Origin of the sequence: Streptomyces sp. NPDC086766 (assembly GCF_044746005.1) — a bacterium.
In the GTDB taxonomy this organism is placed as follows: domain Bacteria; phylum Actinomycetota; class Actinomycetes; order Streptomycetales; family Streptomycetaceae; genus Streptomyces.
Window position 1 is genome coordinate 122,347 of record NZ_JBIVBI010000007.1, and the last position, 17,192, is coordinate 139,538.

13 protein-coding genes are annotated in these 17,192 nt (G+C 72.8%); 5 read left to right on the forward strand and 8 right to left on the reverse strand.

The features are described 5' to 3' along the window. Nucleotides 1–27 precede the first annotated feature (27 nt). The gene (locus ACIPM1_RS15800; protein ID WP_402434307.1) at nt 28–963 is read right to left on the reverse strand and encodes a LysR family transcriptional regulator; all 936 of its coding nucleotides are present in this window, start codon (nt 961–963) and stop codon (nt 28–30) included. 95 nt (nt 964–1,058) lie between these two features. Between ACIPM1_RS15800 and mdlC the strand changes: the two genes are divergently transcribed. From mdlC to ACIPM1_RS15820, 4 genes are all read left to right on the forward strand, one after another. Beyond that, nucleotides 1,059–2,639, forward strand: a complete 1,581-nt coding sequence (gene mdlC, locus ACIPM1_RS15805) for a benzoylformate decarboxylase (protein ID WP_402434310.1) — start codon at nt 1,059–1,061, stop codon at nt 2,637–2,639. 43 nt (nt 2,640–2,682) lie between these two features. Continuing rightward, nucleotides 2,683–4,137, forward strand: coding sequence for a benzaldehyde dehydrogenase (locus ACIPM1_RS15810; RefSeq protein WP_402434313.1), 1,455 nt, complete (start codon nt 2,683–2,685; stop codon nt 4,135–4,137). 175 nt (nt 4,138–4,312) lie between these two features. Next, nucleotides 4,313–5,575: an MFS transporter gene (locus ACIPM1_RS15815; protein WP_402434315.1), complete on the forward strand. Its 1,263-nt coding sequence runs from the start codon at nt 4,313–4,315 to the stop codon at nt 5,573–5,575. Nucleotides 5,576–5,902: 327 nt separating this feature from the next. After that, nucleotides 5,903–7,087, forward strand: coding sequence for a phosphatidylserine/phosphatidylglycerophosphate/cardiolipin synthase family protein (locus ACIPM1_RS15820; protein ID WP_402434836.1), 1,185 nt, complete (start codon nt 5,903–5,905; stop codon nt 7,085–7,087). Between the two features lie 82 nt (nt 7,088–7,169). Here ACIPM1_RS15820 and ACIPM1_RS15825 read toward each other — a convergent pair whose 3' ends face one another. The 5 genes from ACIPM1_RS15825 to ACIPM1_RS15845 form a co-directional block, all read right to left on the reverse strand. After that, a complete protein-coding gene (locus ACIPM1_RS15825) occupies nt 7,170–9,884 on the reverse strand; it encodes a SpoIIE family protein phosphatase (RefSeq protein WP_402434838.1) in 2,715 nt (904 codons plus the stop codon). 261 nt (nt 9,885–10,145) lie between these two features. Further along, entirely contained in the window at nt 10,146–11,024 is an 879-nt protein-coding gene (locus ACIPM1_RS15830) for an aldo/keto reductase (protein WP_356189769.1), read from the reverse strand. 309 nt (nt 11,025–11,333) lie between these two features. Further along, the gene (locus ACIPM1_RS15835) at nt 11,334–11,909 is read right to left on the reverse strand and encodes a transcriptional regulator (protein ID WP_402434318.1); all 576 of its coding nucleotides are present in this window, start codon (nt 11,907–11,909) and stop codon (nt 11,334–11,336) included. A gap of 35 nt (nt 11,910–11,944) precedes the next feature. Continuing rightward, nucleotides 11,945–13,624: a helix-turn-helix domain-containing protein gene (locus tag ACIPM1_RS15840; protein WP_402434321.1), complete on the reverse strand. Its 1,680-nt coding sequence runs from the start codon at nt 13,622–13,624 to the stop codon at nt 11,945–11,947. Continuing rightward, nucleotides 13,621–13,935 (reverse strand): helix-turn-helix domain-containing protein, encoded by a 315-nt coding sequence (locus ACIPM1_RS15845; protein WP_402434324.1) that lies wholly within the window; start codon nt 13,933–13,935, stop codon nt 13,621–13,623. The genes ACIPM1_RS15840 and ACIPM1_RS15845 overlap by 4 nt, the downstream gene beginning before the upstream one ends. Nucleotides 13,936–14,110: 175 nt before the next feature. Between ACIPM1_RS15845 and ACIPM1_RS15850 the strand changes: the two genes are divergently transcribed. Next, nucleotides 14,111–14,983: a trypsin-like serine protease gene (locus tag ACIPM1_RS15850; protein WP_402434327.1), complete on the forward strand. Its 873-nt coding sequence runs from the start codon at nt 14,111–14,113 to the stop codon at nt 14,981–14,983. Nucleotides 14,984–15,039: 56 nt separating this feature from the next. Here ACIPM1_RS15850 and ACIPM1_RS15855 read toward each other — a convergent pair whose 3' ends face one another. After that, the gene (locus ACIPM1_RS15855) at nt 15,040–16,263 is read right to left on the reverse strand and encodes an RNA-guided endonuclease InsQ/TnpB family protein (protein WP_402434330.1); all 1,224 of its coding nucleotides are present in this window, start codon (nt 16,261–16,263) and stop codon (nt 15,040–15,042) included. Between the two features lie 340 nt (nt 16,264–16,603). After that, nucleotides 16,604–17,059: a hypothetical protein gene (locus ACIPM1_RS15860; RefSeq protein WP_402434333.1), complete on the reverse strand. Its 456-nt coding sequence runs from the start codon at nt 17,057–17,059 to the stop codon at nt 16,604–16,606. Nucleotides 17,060–17,192 lie beyond the last annotated feature (133 nt).

Here is a 17,192-nt window from a genome sequence, read left to right on the forward strand (position 1 = left end):
AGGCGGTTCGCGTCCGCGGGTCCGCGGCTACTGCGCTGCGTACGGCGGCAGTTGGGCCGGGCTGACCCGCTCGCCCAGGACCTCGGCCATGAACTGGACCAGCCAGCGCTGCGAGGGGGTGCGCGAGGACTCGTGCCGGGCGTAGAGGGCCACCTCGATCGGCTCGGTCTCGAACGGCAGCCGCACCAGGCGGAGGCGGTGGGATGCGGTGAAGACCTCGCCGACGAACTCGGGGACGATGGCGATCAGGTCCGTCTGCTCCAGCAGGTAGGGCAGCAGGGAGAAGCGGGTCGCGTCCAGTGCCACACGGTCCAGGAGGCCGTGCGCGGCCAGCACGGCACGCGGCACCACGTGCCCGCTGGGGCCGAAGACCGTGGCGTGGTGCTCGGCCGCCAGCTCCGCCAGCGTGACCGCCTCGCCCCGCACGCGCGGGTGGTCGGCGGCGACCATGCCCACGTAGCGCTCGTTGAAGAGCGGGATCCGCACGGTCCGGTGGGAGGTCAGCACCGGGGTGGCCACGAACGCGTCGAGATCCCCGCGGCGCAGTTGCTGCTCGGCGTCGTCCACGTCGAGGGGACGGACCGTGAACGACACCTGCGGCGCCCGCTCGCGGGCCGCGGCCAGCAGGCGCGGCAGCAGGGTCGCCTCCCCCAGGTCGGACAGGGCGAGGGTGAAGCGGCCCGGCATGACGGCGGGGTCGAAGTCGTCGGCCTGGCGGAAGGCTCCGTCGATGTCCGCCAGGGCCCGCTGCAGCGGCTCGTACAGCCGGCGGGCCCCGGCGGTCGGGGTCAGCCCGTGGCCGCTGCGCCGGAACAGCTCGTCGTCGAAGTGCCGCCGCAGTTTGGCCAGGCTGTAGCTGACGGTGGGCTGGGTGACGTGCAGCGTCTCGGCGGTGGCGGTGACGCTTCCGGTCTCGTAGAGCAGCACGAAGACACGGGCGAGATTGAGGTCGAAGTTCCTCATATAGAGGCAGTCTATATCGCCAGGCCGGAACATCTATTGGTGTCCATGTGGCGGCCTGCCTAGCGTGTCGGGCGTCACAACCGGAAAGGAACGCCGTGCCATCCGTGCGTCGTGTCTCCCATGAATTCCTGGAGCGCCAGGGGCTCACCACCGTCTTCGGGAACCCCGGCTCCAACGAGCTGCCCTTCCTCGCCGGCCTGCCCGACGGCTTCCGCTACGTCCTCGGGCTGCACGAGGGCGCGGTGCTCGGCATGGCGGACGGGTACGCCCAGGCGACCGGCCGGCCCGTCCTGGTCAACCTGCACGCCGCCTCCGGCTCCGGGAACGCGATGGGCGCGCTGACGAACGCCGTGGCCTCCCGCACCCCGCTCGTGGTGGTGGCGGGCCAGCAGGTGCGCTCCGCCGTGGGCCCGGAGGCGAACCTCGCCAGCGTCGACGCGCCCGCGCTGATGAAGCCCCTGGTCGGCTGGGCCGCGGAACCGGCCTGCGCCGAGGACGTGCCCCGCGCCCTGGCACAGGCCGTCTTCGAGGCGCGGCTGCAGCGGCGGCCCACGTATCTGTCCGTCCCCTACGACGACTGGGACGCCGAGGCCGGGGAGAACAGCCTCGCGGTGCTGGACCGGCGGGTGCGGCGCGCCGGTGCGCCCGGCGGGGAGCAGGCCCGGTGGCTGGTCGAGCAGGTCACCTCGGCCCGGCGGCCCGCGCTCGTGCTGGGCGGCGACATCGACTCCGACGGCCACTTCGACGAGGCCGTACGGCTGGCGGAGCGGCTGGGCGCTCCGGTGTGGGCGGCGCCGTCGCTGTTCCGGCTGCCCTTCCCCAACCGCCACCCGCAGTTCCGCGGGGTGCTGCCCGCCGGGATCGCGCCCGTCAGCGCCGCCTTCGAGGACCACGACCTCGTCCTGGTCCTCGGCGCACCGGTGTTCCGCTACCACGAGCACCTCCCCGGCCGGTACCTGCCGGAGGGCACCCGGCTGATCCAGGTGACCGAGGACGCCTCCGCCGCCGCGCGGGCGCCCATGGGTGAGGCGCTGGTCGCCGATCCCGGAGCGGTCGTCGAACTGCTGGTGAAGGTGCTCGACGCACCCGAGGCGCCCCGGGGCCCGTACCGGCCCGTGCCCGAGCCGCCCGCCGCGGACGGGTCGCGCCTGCACCCCGAGCAGGTCTTCGCCGCGCTGCGCGACGAGCTGCCCGGGGACACCGCGTACGTGGTCGAGTCGACCTCGACCAACGCGTCGTGGTGGCGCCAGATGGACCTGCGCCGGCCCGGCTCCTACTACTTCCCGGCGGCGGGCGGGCTCGGCTTCGGCCTGCCCGGCGCGGTCGGGGTCGCGATGGCGCAGCCCGGCCGGCCGGTCGTCGGCGTGATCGGGGACGGCTCGGCCAACTACGGCATCACCGCCCTGTGGACGGCCGCCCAGCAGCGCGTCCCGCTCACCGTCGTACTGCTGCGCAACGGGACGTACGGGGCGCTGCGCTGGTTCGGCGGCCTGCTCGGCGTGCCGGACGCGCCCGGCCTGGACATCCCCGGCCTGGACTTCACCCGCATCGCGGAGGGCTACGGCGTCCGGGCCCGGCACGTCACCGGTGCCGAGGAGCTGCGGGCCGTCCTCTCCGAAAGCCCCGGCCACCCGCGGCTGATCCAGGTGGACACGGCTCTCACGACACCCTCCTGAAATCCCGGCGCTCCCGCTCCCGCAACCGCAGAAAGGCGATCCGATGACACTCCTGGACAACGAGGTCTGGGGCAAGAGGTTCTACAGCGACGGCTGGACGGACTCCGCCCTCGAGCACCCCGTGGTCGAGCCCGCGACCGGTGGCCGGCTCGCCACCGTGGGCCTGGCCTCGGCCGAGGACGTGCGTCGCGCCGCCGCCCGCGCCGCCGAGGCCCAGCGCGCGTGGGCCGCCACCGCCCCGCAGCGGCGGGCCGCCGTGCTGCGGCGCGCGGGCGAGCTCCTCACCGAGCACGGCGACGAGATAGCCGACTGGCTGGTCCGCGAGGCCGGCTCGGTGCGGGCCAAGGCGGGCTTCGAGGTGCAGCTCGCCGTGGGCGAGTGCTTCGAGTGCGCGGCGCTGCCCACCCACCCCCAGGGCGAGGTGCTGGCCTCGGAGGAGGCCCGCTGGTCGTTCGCCCGCCGCCGCCCCGCCGGGGTCGTGAGCGTGATCGCGCCCTTCAACTTCCCGCTGATCCTCGGCCTGCGCTCGGTGGCGCCCGCGCTCGCCCTCGGCAACGCGGTGCTGCTCAAGCCGGACCCGCGCACCGCCGTGAGCGGCGGTGTCGTCATCGCGCGCATCCTCGAGGAGGCCGGACTGCCGGCCGGTGTCCTCCACGTGCTGCCGGGCGACGGCTCGGTCGGCCGGGAGGTGATCGAGGCCCCCGAGGTCCGGGTCGTCTCCTTCACCGGCTCCACCCCGGTCGGGCGGGCGATCGGCGAGCAGGCGGGACGCCTGCTCAAGCGGGCGCACCTCGAACTGGGCGGCAACAACGCCCTGGTGGTGCTGCCGGGTGCCGACTTGGCCAAGGCGGCCTCGGCCGGCGCCTTCGGGTCGTATCTGCACCAGGGCCAGATCTGCATGACGACCGGGCGGCACATCGTCCACGAGTCGCTGCTCGAGGAGTACACGGCCGCGCTCGCGGCGAAGGCCGAGGCGCTGCCGGTGGGCGACCCCGCCCGCGAGGACGTGGCGCTGGGCCCGCTCATCGACCGGCGTCAGCTGGAGCGGGTGCACGGCATCGTCACGGAGAGCGTCGCGGCGGGCGCGAGGGTCGCCGCGGGCGGAGAGCCCGTCGGCGCCGGCTACCGCGCCACCGTGCTGGTCGGGCTGACGACGGACATGCCGGCCTGGCGCGAGGAGATCTTCGGCCCGGTGGCGCCCGTCATCGCCTTCTCCACGCTGGAGGAGGCCGCGCGGATCGTCAACGACTGCGAGTACGGCCTGTCCGTGGGCATCCTCGGGGACGTCGGGACGGCGATGAAGCTCGCCGACCGGATCGACTCCGGCAAGGTCCACATCAACGAGCAGACCGTCGCCGACGAGCCGAACGCGCCCTTCGGCGGCGTCAAGGCCTCCGGCACCGGATCCCGTTTCGGCGGCGCCGCCGCCAACGCCGAGGCCTTCACCGAGACCCAGTGGGTCACGGTCCGTCCGGAGATCGCCGACTACCCCTTCTGACCCCTCGGCCGGCGCGTCCGCCGCGCCCACGCTCCGGCGCGCCGCCCCCGCTGTCGCGGCCGGCCCGCGCCCCCGTCCGTTCCGGGGTGGACCCCACGCCGGTTCATCCGCACCCCGTCGCACCCGTCCCCGGGGGTGATGTCACCCCCGCTCTCCCGTCCCTGGGGGGAAGCTCATGGCACCCGCTGTCCCGTCCACCACACCTGCGCAGACCGGCCGCAACGCCTGGACGGTGGTCCTGTGCTGGATCACCGTCCTGCTGGAGGGCTACGACCTCGTCGTCCTCGGCGCCATCATCCCGACCCTGCTCAAGACCCACCATCTCGGCATGACCGCCGCCGACGCCACCACCGTCGCGACGCTCTCGCTCGTCGGCGTGGCCATCGGCGCGGTCTGCGTCGGGCCGCTGGCCGACCGGCTCGGCCGGCGGATCCTGCTCATCGGGTCGGTGGTGCTGTTCTCGGTCTTCACCCTCCTGGTGCCGCTGGCCGGCTCCGTCACGATGTTCGCGGTGCTCCGCCTCATCGCCGGCGTGGGCCTCGGCGCGTGCATGCCGGTGTCGCTCACGATGATGGCCGAGCACATGCCGGCCGCCAGACGGGCACGGGCGAGCACGCTGACGATGACCGGCTACCACACCGGCGCCGTCATCACCTCGCTCCTGGCGCTGCAGGTGACCGACGACTGGCAGGTCCTCTTCTACGTCCTGGGCGTCGTCGGCCTGGTCGTCGCCGCCGTCCAGTGGTTCCGCCTGCCCGAGTCCGAGGCGTTCGTCAGCGCCAAGGGCGCGGCCGACTCGCCGCGCGTCCCGTTCACCGAGCTGCTCAAGCCCGCCTACCTGCGCGCGGGCATCGGGATCTGGGTCGCCTCCTTCATGGGGCTGCTGCTGGTGTACGGCCTGAACACCTGGCTGCCCAAGCTGATGAACGACGCCGGCTACCCCGTCCCGACCGCGGTCACCCAGCTCCTCGTGCTCAACTTCGGCGGCGTCGTCGGCCTGATCCTCGGCGGGTTCGTCGCCGACCGGCGCGGCATCAAGGGCACCACGCTCTGCTGGTTCGCGGTCGCCGTGGCGATGCTGGCCGCCCTGAGCGTCAAGATGGGCAGCGACCTCCTGCTGGACGTGGTCGTCTTCCTCACCGGCGTGTTCGTCTTCTCGGCCCAGGTGCTCGTGTACGCCTACGTCACCCACTACTACCCGGCCTCCGTGCGAAGCACCGCCCTCGGGTCGGCGTCGGGCATCGGCCGCATCGGCTCGATCGTCGGCCCGACGATCACCGGCGCCCTGGTCGCCGCGGGGATCGGCCACCCCTGGGGCTTCTACTTCTTCGCCACGGTCGCGGTCCTCGGATTCCTGGCCGTGCTGACCCTGCCGCGCGAGGCGGAGCACACGCGGGCGGAGAGCGCGCGGGCGCAGGCGGTCGAGCCCGCCGTCTGATCCCGGCGGCATCGCGCAGCATCCAGCGGCGGCGGCACGGGCCCTTTCCGGGGCCTCGTACCGCCGTCGCGCGTGCGTCGTCCGTGGCGGTGGCCGCGTACCGGGCGCGGAAGCCGGATTCGTGAGGATTGCGGCAGGGGTCTGCCTGGTATACGTACGCGAGCCAGCGCCACAGGCACGTACAGCGGGAGGCGGAACATGCGACCGGCGGCCGAGGACACGAAGACCGCGGACGATCCGAGGACCGTGGAGACCCCACGCCCCTCGGATCTCACGAGTGCCGGGGAGGCCGGCGGACACACCGGGCTCGTCGCGCGCGTCGAACCCATGCCCGGCGGGGAGACGGGGGCCGATGCCGACGCCCGCAAGCAGCGCCTGCGAAGACGGCTGGAACGGCTCCTCGGCATAGCCGCCACCGAGGGCAACGAGCTCGTGCCGCTGCGCAACGGCGTCGCCATCTTCCCGGCGATGCTCGAGGCGATCCGCTCGGCCCGGCACACCGTGGACATGATGACCTTCGTCTACTGGCGCGGCGAGATCGCCCGGGAGTTCGCGGCGGCCCTCGCCGAGCGGGCGCGGGCCGGGCTGCGGGTCCGCCTGCTGCTCGACGGGTTCGGCGCGAAGGAGATCGAGCAGGACTTGCTGGACGACATGGACGCCGCCGGCGTGCAGGTGGCCTGGTTCCGCAAGCCGGCGCGGCTGTCCCCGCTGAAGCAGAACCACCGCTGCCACCGCAAGGCCCTGATCGTCGACGAGTCCGTGGCCTTCACCGGCGGTGTGGGGATCGCCGAGGAGTGGTCCGGGGACGCCCGCGGTCCCGGCGAGTGGCGCGACACCCACGTCCAGGTCCGCGGCCCGGCCGTCGACGGCATCGCCGCCGCCTTCGCGCAGAACTGGGCCGAGTGCCACGACACGCTCTACGACGAGCACGACCGGTTCACCGATCACGAGCAGCCGGGGCGCGCCACCGTCCAGGTGGTCCGTGGATCGGCCAGCTTCGGCTGGCAGGACATGCAGACGCTGATCCGCGTGATGCTGACCTCCGCCGAGGAGCGGTTCCGCCTGTCCACGGCCTACTTCGCCCCGGACGTCTACTTCGTGGACCTGCTGGCGGCCACGGCCCGGCGCGGGGTGACGGTGGAGATCCTGCTGCCCGGCCCGTACACCGATCAGCGGGCGTGCCAGCTGGCGGGCCAGCACCACTACCAGACCCTGCTCGACGCGGGCGTCGCCATCCGCCAGTACCAGCCCACCATGCTGCACACGAAGATCATGACCGTGGACGGGGTGGCGTCCCTGATCGGCTCCACCAACTTCAACCGGCGGTCCATGGAGCACGACGAGGAGGTCATGCTCGCCGTCCTGGACGAGGACTTCACCGCGGCCCTCGACCGGGACTTCGACCACGACCTCGAACGGAGCGAGGCGGTCGATCCCACGCGCTGGCGGCGCCGTCCGCTGGGCCAGCGGGTGCGGGAGGCCGCGGTGCTGCCGATCCGCCGCTTCCTCTGAATCCCGCGGCCGTCGCGGATTCCGCGGACTCTCTCGGCGGCCGTCGGGGATTCCGCGGACTCTCTCGGCGGCCGTCGGGGCGTCAGGCGGTCAGGGAGTCCACGTCGGGGGCGTCCGGGTCGGCGAGGACGGAGGCGAGCAGGCTCAGGTCCTCGTCGCCCGTTGGCAGGGCCTGCTCCGCCCAGATCACCTTGCCCTGCGGCGTGTACCGGGTGCCCCAGCGCTCGGTCATCTGCGAGACCAGGAACAGGCCCCGGCCGCCCTCGTCGGTCGTGGCGGCGTAGCGCAGGTGCGGCGAGGTGCTGCTGCCGTCGGACACCTCGCAGATCAGGGAACGGTCGTAGATCAGACGCACATGGATCGGCTCGCCCCCGTACCGGATGGCGTTGGTCACCAGCTCGCTCAGCACCAGTTCCATGGTGAAGCCGAGCGCGGTCAGACCCCACTCGTCGAGCTTGGCGCTCGCCTCGGCGCGCATCCCGGCGACGGCGGCCGCCTCCGGCGCCACGTCCCAGTCGGCGATCCGGTCGGTCGGCAGCCCGCGGGTGCGGGCGATCAGCAGCGCCACGTCGTCCTGGGGCCGCTCTGGCAGCAGCTCCTCCAGCACGGCCCGGCAGCTCTCCTCCGGCGGCCGGTCCGGGTGGCCGGCCAGGGCCCGCCGCAGCATCTCCATGCCTACGTCCAGGTCGCGCCTGCGGTCCTCGATGAGGCCGTCGGTGTAGAGGACGAGCTGGGTTCCCTCGGCGAGGTCCAGTTCGGCGGTCTGGAACGGCATGCCGCCGAGCCCGAGCGGCGGGCCGGCCGGCAGTTCGGGGAAGGTGACCTCTCCGTCCGGGCCGACCAGCGCGGGCGCCAGATGTCCCGCGCGCGCCATGGCGCAGCGCCGGGTCACGGGGTCGTAGACGGCGTACAGGCAGGTGGCGCCCACGACGGCCGCGGCGATCTGGCTGCTGTCCTCGTCCTGGTCGATGCGCCCGACCAGGTCGTCCAGGTGCTGAAGCAGTTCGTCGGGCGGCAGGTCGAGGGTGGAGAAGTTGTGCACCGCGGTCCGCAGCCGGCCCATGGTGGCGGCGGCGTGCAGGCCGTGGCCGACCACGTCGCCCACGACGAGCGCCACCCGGCTGCCTGGCAGGGGGATCACGTCGAACCAGTCCCCGCTCACGCCCGACTGGGCGGGCAGGTAGCGGTAGCCGACCTCCAGGGCGGTCTGCTCCGGCAGGGCGCGCGGCAGCAGGCTGCGCTGGAGGGTGACCGCCAGGGCGTGCTCGCGGGTGTACCGGCGGGCGTTGTCGATGCTGACCGCGGCGCGGGCGACCAGCTCCTCCGCCAGTGACAGCTCCTCCGCCTCGAAGGGGCCGTGCTCCTTGGAGCGGTAGAAGTTGGCCATGCCCAGGACGACACCGCGGGCCTGTATCGGCGCAACGATCAGGGAGTGGATCCCGTAATTGACGATCTCCGCGGTGCGCTTGGGGTCCTGGGCGTGCCAGCCCATGGCGCCCGACAGGTCGCCGACCAGCACCGCGCGGCCCGCGCGGTAGCCGCGGGCCTGGGGGGTGGACGGCAGGAAGTCGATCAGCCGGCCCTTCTCGTAGAGCGGGTGGTCGTCCCGTATCCCGTACACCGTGATGCGCCGCATCCCGGTGGGGTTCCCGGTGGCGGTCGGCTCCTCGCCGTGCAGCACGGCGTCGGCCAGGTCCACGGTGACGAAGTCGGCGAACCGGGGCACGGCGACCAGCGCCAGCTCGTCGGCGGTTCTCGCCACGTCGAGGGTGGTGCCTATGCCCAGTCCGGCGTCGTAGAGCAGTTTGAGGCGTTCGCGGGCCACCTCGGCGCGGCCGGACACCACTTCCAGTTCGGTGGAGTCGCGCAGGGTGACGACCCATCCGCGGGGGCCACCTCCGTCGCGGCCGGTGGGCCGCTGGTTGACGGCCAGCAGCCGGGGGCCGGCGACGTGCACCTCGTCGGTGGCCTCGCGCCCGGAGGTGAGCAGGGCGGCCGTCTCCGGTTCCAGGACCGTGAGGTCCCCGACCTTCCTGCCCTCGGCGTCCTCGGGGAGCTGGAGGAGTCGTTTGGCCTCGTCGTTCGCCAGCAGCAGCCGTCCGTCGCAGCCGATGATGAGCACCCCCTCGCGGACCGAGTGCAGGACCGCGTCGTGATGCTCGTACATACGGGACATCTCGTGCGGGGCGAGACTGTGGGTCTGCCGGCGCAGCCGCCTGCCGACCAGGGCCGTCACGCCGGTCGCCACCCCGAGCGCGGCGGCGCCGGCGGCGAGGATGATCGGGATCTGCCGGTCCACCTGGTTGGTCACGTTCTTGACCTTCAGGCCGGCCGAGACGAGGGCCACCACCTTGCCGGAGCCGTCGCGGATGGGCACGGTGGCCTGCACTTCGTGTCCGAGCGGACCGTGCACGCTCTCCGTGTAGACCCGCCCCGCGAGGGACGGCCCGATCGTGCCCACGAACCGCTTGCCGATCCGGTCGGGCAGCGGGTGGGTGTAGCGGATGCCGTGGGTGTCCATGACGACGATGAAGTCCACCCCCGCCGCCCTGCGCCCGGCCTCGGTCAGCGGTTGCAGCACTTTCGTGGGATGCGGAGTGCGCAGCGCGGCGTTCACACCCGGGGAGTGCGCGAAGGTCTGGGCGACGGCGATGGAGCGGCGCTTGGCCTCGGCATCGGTGTCCCGCTGGGACTGCAGAACGAGAGCGAAGACGGCGAAGGCCACGAGCAGCACGACCAACGCCACCTGCAGGACAAACACCTGCCCGGCAACGCTCCGCGGACTCTTCCCCACCATCGAGCGCAGCGATATACGTCGAAGCCGGGCAAACCGCTCTGCCATCTCGCCTTTCTAACACCACCCCACCCAAGCCGTCACCCCCATGCCCCCGAGGGGCGCCGCCCGGCAAAGCCGCCGGAGGCCCTCGGGGAGGCGCCCGTCAGGGGGCCTGGGGCACCGCGCGGCGGTGATCGACGACACGTCGCGGACGCCGGGGCGGGCCCGTCCACGGTCGCTGCGACGCGGAGCCCGCGGGACCCCGCCGGGCGGGCGGCGAGGTCAGGCGCCGACGCTCTCGGCGAGCGCGGTGTACTCCTCGTCGGTCAGGGTGATCTCGGCCGCCGCGACGTTCTCCTCCAGGTGCGCCACCCGGGAGGTGCCCGGGATCGGGAGCATGACCGGGGAGCGGCGCAGCAGCCAGGCCAGGGCGAGCTGCGAGGGGCTCTTGCCGTGCTGCTTGGCCGCGCTGTCCAGCGGCCCGCCGGGGCGGGCGAGCTCTCCGGTGGCGATGGGGAACCACGGGATGAACGCCAGGTTCTCGCGCTCGGCGTGGTCGAGGACGTCCTCGGCGTCCCGGTTGGCGAGGTTGTACAGGTTCTGCACGGACACGATGTCCGCGATCTCGCGCGCCTGCCCGATCTGCTCGACGGTCACCTCGGACAGGCCGATGTGCCGGATCTTCCCCTCCTGCTGCAGGAGCACCAGTTCGCCGAGCTGGTCGGCCAGCGGCACCTTGGGGTCGATGCGGTGGAGCTGGTAGAGGTCGATGCGCTCCAGGCCCAGGTGGCGCAGGCTCAGCTCGGTCTGCTGGCGCAGGTACTCCGGCCGGCCGACCGGGCGCCAGTCGTCCGGGCCGGAGCGCGTCAGACCGCCCTTGGTGGCGATGACGAGATCGTCGGGGTAGGGGTGCAGCGCCTTGTGGATCAGCTGTTCGCTGACGAAGGGGCCGTAGGAGTCGGCGGTGTCGATGAGGTTCACCCCCAGCTCCACGGCGCGCCGCAGCACCCGCACGGCCTCGTCCGGGTCCTTGGGCTCGCCCCAGATGCCGGGACCGGTCAGTTGCATGGCGCCGTAGCCGAGGCGGCGGACCGGCAGGTCGCCGCCGAGGGAGAAGGTGCCGGAGGCCTCGGCGGGGCGGGAGGGGGAGGGGGTGCTCATGGTGTGCCCTTCGTGGAAGAGGGAGCTGCTTCGCAGGTTTCCCGGGTGCCCTTCCGGGGCGCGGGCCAAGCGGGTCACGGAGGGGCTTGTCGGCCCACGGGCCCGCCATCCGCTCCCCTCACCGGCCACCGGTCACGGGTCACGGGTCACGGGTCACGGGTCACGGGTCACCGACGGTGTCCACCGGCGGCCGCTCGGTTCCGGGGCGCCGTAGGAATAGGAATAGGAAGGGGAGCGGACTCCGACGTGCGGGAAAGGGAGCGGGCGCAGGCGCGTAGGAATAGGAAGGGGAAAGGGAAGGGGATCGGCTCAGGCGGCGAAGCCGATGCTCGTGACGTACTCGTACTGGCCCCACTCGGAGCCGAGGTCCACGACGGCGTCGGTGACCCAGGCGTCCGCCAGCGCGGCCTCGTCGTCCTCGGCCCATGCCCGGACGATGCGGTCCCAGTGGCGGACGTTGAGCGTGCGGTACTCCAGAACCCGCTGACGCGGGCGCGGGACCTGCGACTGGTTGAGGGGATGGAACTCCACCCGTGTGCCGCGGCCCTCGCGGTTGAGGCGGGCCAGCAGATAGCGGGCGACGTTGTGCCGGCGCACGGTCCGGTACGCCGTCTCGATCCGGTGCAGGTTCGCCGCGGACGGGAGGCGCCTGCCCTCGAGCCACGCCTTGAGCGTACGGTCGGTGACCGTCAGGCCCGCCTCGCGCGCCGCCCGGCGGGAGTGCCCGGTGCGGGTGAGGTAGTGCAGCCGGGCGAGCAGCCCGCGGCGCACCGTGATCGGCGTGGCGACGTAACCCGCGAGGGCGTCGAGCCGGCGCGCCACGGCCTCGTGGCCCTTGACGCCCCGGGCGCCGTACCGCCCGAACTCGATGTTGTGCTCAGGCACCTGAGGCCTCCTTCCTCCGCGCGCAATCTACCGGGTCACCGGGTCGGACCGGGGTCCCCGCCGACGGTGTACGTGTCCTTGATCTTCACCTCGGCCACTCCCCGGCCCTCCGGGAAGACGCTCCGCCAGTCCCCGATCACGTGCAGCTCGTCGGTGCCCATCACGCGGACGGGCGTGAGCCCCTCCTCGTGCGCCTTGTACGCCTTCATCCAGAGGTTGGCGAAGGCCTGGGAGCGGATGAGGTGCATCCAGTCGGGGCGGTACAGCTCCCGGTTGTAGTTCGACTCCCCCATCGTGGAGACGAACTTGGAGTACATCGCCTTCACGTACTCCAGCGTCACCTCGTCGTCCTCGGCGATCGCCCGGTCGCGGGCGTCCTTGAGCGCGACCCGGAACTTCTCCAGGAGGTTCTCCGTCGCGCCCGAGGTGAACGACTCGTGGATCCGCGGCGGTTCGCACAGACCGTACTTCGGCCCGGACAGGCGCAGCAGCAGCCGCAGCGTCGGTTCCGTGACCCAGAGCGGGCCCGGCTCGTCCCGGTTGCCGATCGGGTTCGGGAGGTGGGCGTCGTGCTCCCAGTCCGGCGGGGTGATCAGGTGGACGCCCGCCCGGCGGCGGTCGTGGCCGAAGCCCGTGGAGTGCTCCAGCTGACCGATGGGGAGGTGGGTCTTGAGCGCGGAGAGATAGGCGCCGTTGACGTCCAGCGCCGTCACCTCGTGTGCGCCGGGCGGGAGTTCGCGACGTGCCCACTTCGGACGGGCCTCCCAGATCCGGTCGGCGCCACGGGCGCTCTGCTTGCGCAGGACGTCCGGGATCCAGGGGTGCGCGACCACGTCGTAGCGCCCGCCCTTGCGTGTCTCGTCCAGCAGGGCCATGGCATCCGGAATGGCCCGCTTGACCAGCGCCGCGCCGGCCTCCGCCAGGTCGCCCCCGTGCTCGGCCAGCGCGGCCGCGACGGCGCGGCCGATCAGGTCGGGGGTGTCGGAGGCCGCCCGCAGGCGGCGCCCCGCGGGGACGACCGGTACGGGCTCGTGCGGGCCGGGACCACGCCTGTGGTGGCCCGGCCGGGCGGGAGACGCGGGCAGCGGCTCCGGTGCGGCCCGCTCCGGCGCGGGAGGCACGGGCCGCCGCTCCGGGACGACCCGCTCCGTCCCGCGGGTTGCGGGCTGCGAAGGCCGCGGCGCGGGCGCCGGTGTGCCGCACTCGGCGGGGTCCAGGTGCTGCGGGAAGCCCGCGACCTGATGGCGGGCCGGGGCGCCGCACAGCACGCAGGGCTCGGGCGCCGCGAGGGCTTCCACGTCGTCCGCGCCACCCTCCTGGGCCTCGGCCGAGGGGGCCCCGGCTTCGGCCTCGGCCCAGGCGTCGATTCCGGTCCCGGTGTCGGTGCCCACCCCGGAGGCCGTGGCGGTGGCCGGCGCGGTTCCCACATCGGCGGCTCGGTCCTCGACCGCCCCGGCGGCCCCGTCCTGCGGGACCTCCAGCTTGGTGCGGGCTCCTTCGAGGAAGTAGGCGTACTTCTCGCGGACCTCCCCCGAGGGGTCCCGCCCCGACTCCCAGCCGCCGACCGTGGACGGACTCACCCCGAGGGCCTGGGCGAGCTGGGCGCGCGGGAGGTTCAGTCCCTCCCGCAGCGCGCGGCGCTCGGCCGCCGGCGGCAGGGGGACCTCCGGCCCGGCCGCGGCGAGCAGCGCGTCGATCGCCTCGAAGTCCGTCATCGCGGCAGCCCCTCCCGCGTCCCCGGAGCAGCGGCGGGCAGGGCCCGCCGCCCGGCCGGACGGCGGCGGGCGTCCGGCAGGGACTCCGACGCCCGGGTGGGTCCGGCCAGCAGGTCCAGTACGTCGATGCCGAAGTGCGCGGCGACCGCCTCGCAGTCGTCCAGACTCCAGGCCGCGGTGCCCGACTGACGGCGGCTCACCTGGGCCTGACTCACCCCCAGCGCGGCCGCGAGGCCGGTCTGCGACTCGCCGGTGGCGTGCAGCAGAGCCGCCACCGCCGACCGGACCCGGTCCGCCAGAGTCATCCGCATGACGCCGAACCTACCACCCACATCCCATGAACCATGCGCGGAACGCATACCCGGTGGCCGACCGGAACCGGAGGAGAAGCCTGATAGCGCTCTTGTACTTGACGACCCCAGGCGCTTCAATACCCCTCACCCCCGCAGGAGAACACCCGTCCCACACCCATCGAAGGGGTTCTTCTTGACCGCCGTACGCGCCACCGCCGTCACCGCAGCGGCCTGCGCCACCGTGCTCGCCACCGCTCTGCCCTCGTCCGCGATCAACAGCTACAACGCGACGCCCGCGCCCGAACGCACCGAGGTCGGGGCACTCGTGGCCACCTGGGACAACGACGACGACCCGGCGACCCCGGACCGCGTCGACTGGGTCTGCTCCGGCACGATGATCGACGCGGACACGTTCCTCACCGCGGCCCACTGCACCACCGACTGGCCGGACAACGTCAAGTTCTACGTGTCCCTCGACCAGGACGTGCAGGCCGGCCTGGACGCCGCAGCGAAGCGGTTCCCGGGGGACCCGGCCGCCCAGGCGGACGCCGTCGCCGTCCAGGGCACGGCCCACAGCCACCCCGACTACCCGGGCCCCGCCTCGGACCCGCACGACATCTCCGTCATCGAACTGCCCGCCGCGAAGATGAAGGCCCGCTGGTCCTTCACCCCGGCCACCCTGCCGACCGCGAACCAGCTCGGCACTCTCGGACCCCGGCAACTGAACGCCACCGACTGGTTCGTGGCCGGGTACGGCACCCAGGAGGCCGTCAACGGGCCGGGCGGCCAGACCCATCCGGGCGGCGGCGTGCGGATGAAGGCGCCCGTGACCTTCGACGCGCTCAACGACGCCTGGGTGCGCCTCGCCATGACCGCACCCCAGGGCAACGGCGGTGCCTGCTACGGCGATTCCGGCGGCCCCAACTTCGCGGTCATCGGCGGCAGGAACATCCTCGCGGCCACGACCATCACCGGTGACGGCCCCTGCTACGCCACCAACGTCTCGTACCGGCTGGACACTCCCGGGGCGCGGGCCTTCCTGTCGCCGTTCGCGAAGCTGCCTTGACTTGCTCTCCCTCCTGAAGGAGGGAGATTTTGGCCTGCTCGCCTGGTGCTGTGCCGCTAGGCGGCACGGGCATCGGGCGGGCTTCCGTGGCTTCCTGCTTCGTCGCGCTGTGCCAGATGGGGTTCTGGTCTTACCGGCGCTCCGCAGGCTGTCACCGCCAGTCCGGCGGCCTGTTTCACGTTCTTCGCGGCGTTGTGGTCGCGGTCGTGGACGGTGCCGCAGGCCGTGCAGGTCCATTCCCGCACGTGCAGGGGTTTCGGGCCGTCGCGGTGGCCGCAGGTGGAGCACACCTGGCTGGTGGGTTCGAACCGGCCGATCTTGACGAAGGTGCGCCCGTACCGCTGCGCCTTGTACTCCAGCATGTGCACGAACGTCGACCAGCCCGCGTCATGCACGCTCTTGGCCAGCCGGGTGCGCGCGAGTCCGCCCACCGCCAGGTCTTCCACGGCGACCGCTTGGTTCTCGCGGATCAGCATGGTGGAGAGCTGGTGGTGGAACTCGCGGCGCGCGTCAGCCACCTTCGCGTGGGCGCGGGCGGCTTTCCGGCGGGCCTTCTCGCGGTTCCTTGATCCCTTCTGCTTGCGGGACAGCTCCCGCTGGGCTTTCTTGAGTTTCTTCTCCGCGCGGCGCAGGAACCGCGGGGAGCCGATCTTCCTGCCGTCGGACAGCACCGCGAAGTGCGTCAGTCCGAGATCGACCCCGATGCTGGCCTCGGCGTCGGGCATGCGCTGCGCGTCCGCCTCCGGGTCGGTGTCGATGACGAAGGACGCGAAGTACCGGCCCGCGGCGTCCTTGATGACGGTCACCGAAGACGGCACGCACGGCAGGGCGCGGGACCACTTCACCCGTACCTCACCGATCTTCGGCAGATTCAGCCGTCCGCCGGGCGTGATGGACCACCGGGCATTCGCGGTGAACCGGATCGACTGCCGTGAATCCTTGCGCGACTTCAACTTCGGCGCGCCCAGCTTGGGGCCCTTGCGCTCGCCTTTGAGGGAGGCGAAGAAGTTGCGGTAGGCCGCCTCGCCGTCGCGCAGCGCCTGCTGCAGCACCACCGCGGAGACCTCGCCCAGCCAAGCCCGCTCGGCGGTCCGCTTGGCCTGGGTGATCAGGGTGCGGGACAGCTCGGCCGCCGTCGGGAACGGCCTGCCCGCCGCGCGAGCGTCCTCACGGGCACGCACCGCGTCGTTGAACACCACCCGCGCGCACCCGAACGCCCTCGCCAGCGCCGCGCGTTGGCCAGGTGCCGGGTACAGGCGGAAGCCGTACCGAAGCTGCATACGGACTACCCTACGAATTCGGGTGATGGCTGACATGCAGAACATCAGGACTGGACGGCACTGTCTTTTCGTGATGCACGTTCACTTCTCCTTCGTGACCAAGTTCCGGCACCAGGCGTTCACGGATGCTCATCTCACGCGCATGAAGGAGATCGCGCAGGCGATGTGCGCGGACTTCAATCCCGGTAGCGGGCCTCGCCGACGAGCGACGGTCCGGCCCGGGGACGAGCCCCGCCGTGCCGACGGCGACCGTCGTCGGCACGGCGGGAAACGGCGGGGGCGGGCGGCGCGAACGCACGCCGTACCGCTCCAAGAGCCCGTCCCGCATCGGGAGGCCGGATCAGCCGGCGTGGATCCGGCCGTCCTCGACGACGAAGCGCTGCGGCTCGGAGCAGCCGATGGACGGCGTGATCAGCAGGCTCACCTCGACGGGCGCCGGTTCGCTGCCGGAGGTGGAGAACCGGCAGACGGCGCCCTTGCCGGTGAGCGGGTACCAGAACCAGCCGTCCACCGCGCCCACGGTCGCCCGGTCGGACTCCTTCCAGGCGCCGCCGCTCAGCGTGTCCACCCGCAGCCGCACGGTGGCGGCGTACTCGTCGTCGGTGGAGCGGATCGCGGTGAGGGTGATTCTGTAGTCCCTGCCGAGCACGGAGGACGCGATCTGCCGCGTCTGCGGCGGAACGGCCCGGGCGCCGGACGGGGCGGCCGAGGCGCCGGCGGCGGTGAGACCGGTCGCCAGCAGCGCGGTCAGGGCGGCGGCCGTGCCACGGCGGGTCAGGTTGCGGGTGGTGCTCATGAGTGATCCCCCGTCGGTTGGGGCGGTAATGCGCGAGAACATCCGATTGATCCCGCACACCGGATGAGACTCTCGGACCGGCCGGGGGGTTGTACCGCCGGGCAAACCGGCTTGTCCTCGGGCTCAACTTGTC

Bases quoted from the DNA above. Each gene is read 5' to 3' on its own strand.
- ACIPM1_RS15810 (WP_402434313.1), top strand. From the start codon at position 2,683: ATGACACTCCTGGACAACGAGGTCTGGGGCAAGAGGTTCTACAGCGAC.
- ACIPM1_RS15860 (WP_402434333.1), bottom strand. From the start codon at position 17,059: ATGAGCACCACCCGCAACCTGACCCGCCGTGGCACGGCCGCCGCCCTG.
- ACIPM1_RS15825 (WP_402434838.1), bottom strand. From the start codon at position 9,884: ATGGTGGGGAAGAGTCCGCGGAGCGTTGCCGGGCAGGTGTTTGTCCTG.
- ACIPM1_RS15800 (WP_402434307.1), bottom strand. From the start codon at position 963: ATGAGGAACTTCGACCTCAATCTCGCCCGTGTCTTCGTGCTGCTCTAC.
- ACIPM1_RS15840 (WP_402434321.1), bottom strand. From the start codon at position 13,624: ATGACGGACTTCGAGGCGATCGACGCGCTGCTCGCCGCGGCCGGGCCG.
- ACIPM1_RS15815 (WP_402434315.1), top strand. From the start codon at position 4,313: ATGGCACCCGCTGTCCCGTCCACCACACCTGCGCAGACCGGCCGCAAC.
- ACIPM1_RS15820 (WP_402434836.1), top strand. From the start codon at position 5,903: ATGCCCGGCGGGGAGACGGGGGCCGATGCCGACGCCCGCAAGCAGCGC.
- ACIPM1_RS15855 (WP_402434330.1), bottom strand. From the start codon at position 16,263: ATGCAGCTTCGGTACGGCTTCCGCCTGTACCCGGCACCTGGCCAACGC.
- ACIPM1_RS15830 (WP_356189769.1), bottom strand. From the start codon at position 11,024: ATGAGCACCCCCTCCCCCTCCCGCCCCGCCGAGGCCTCCGGCACCTTC.
- ACIPM1_RS15845 (WP_402434324.1), bottom strand. From the start codon at position 13,935: ATGCGGATGACTCTGGCGGACCGGGTCCGGTCGGCGGTGGCGGCTCTG.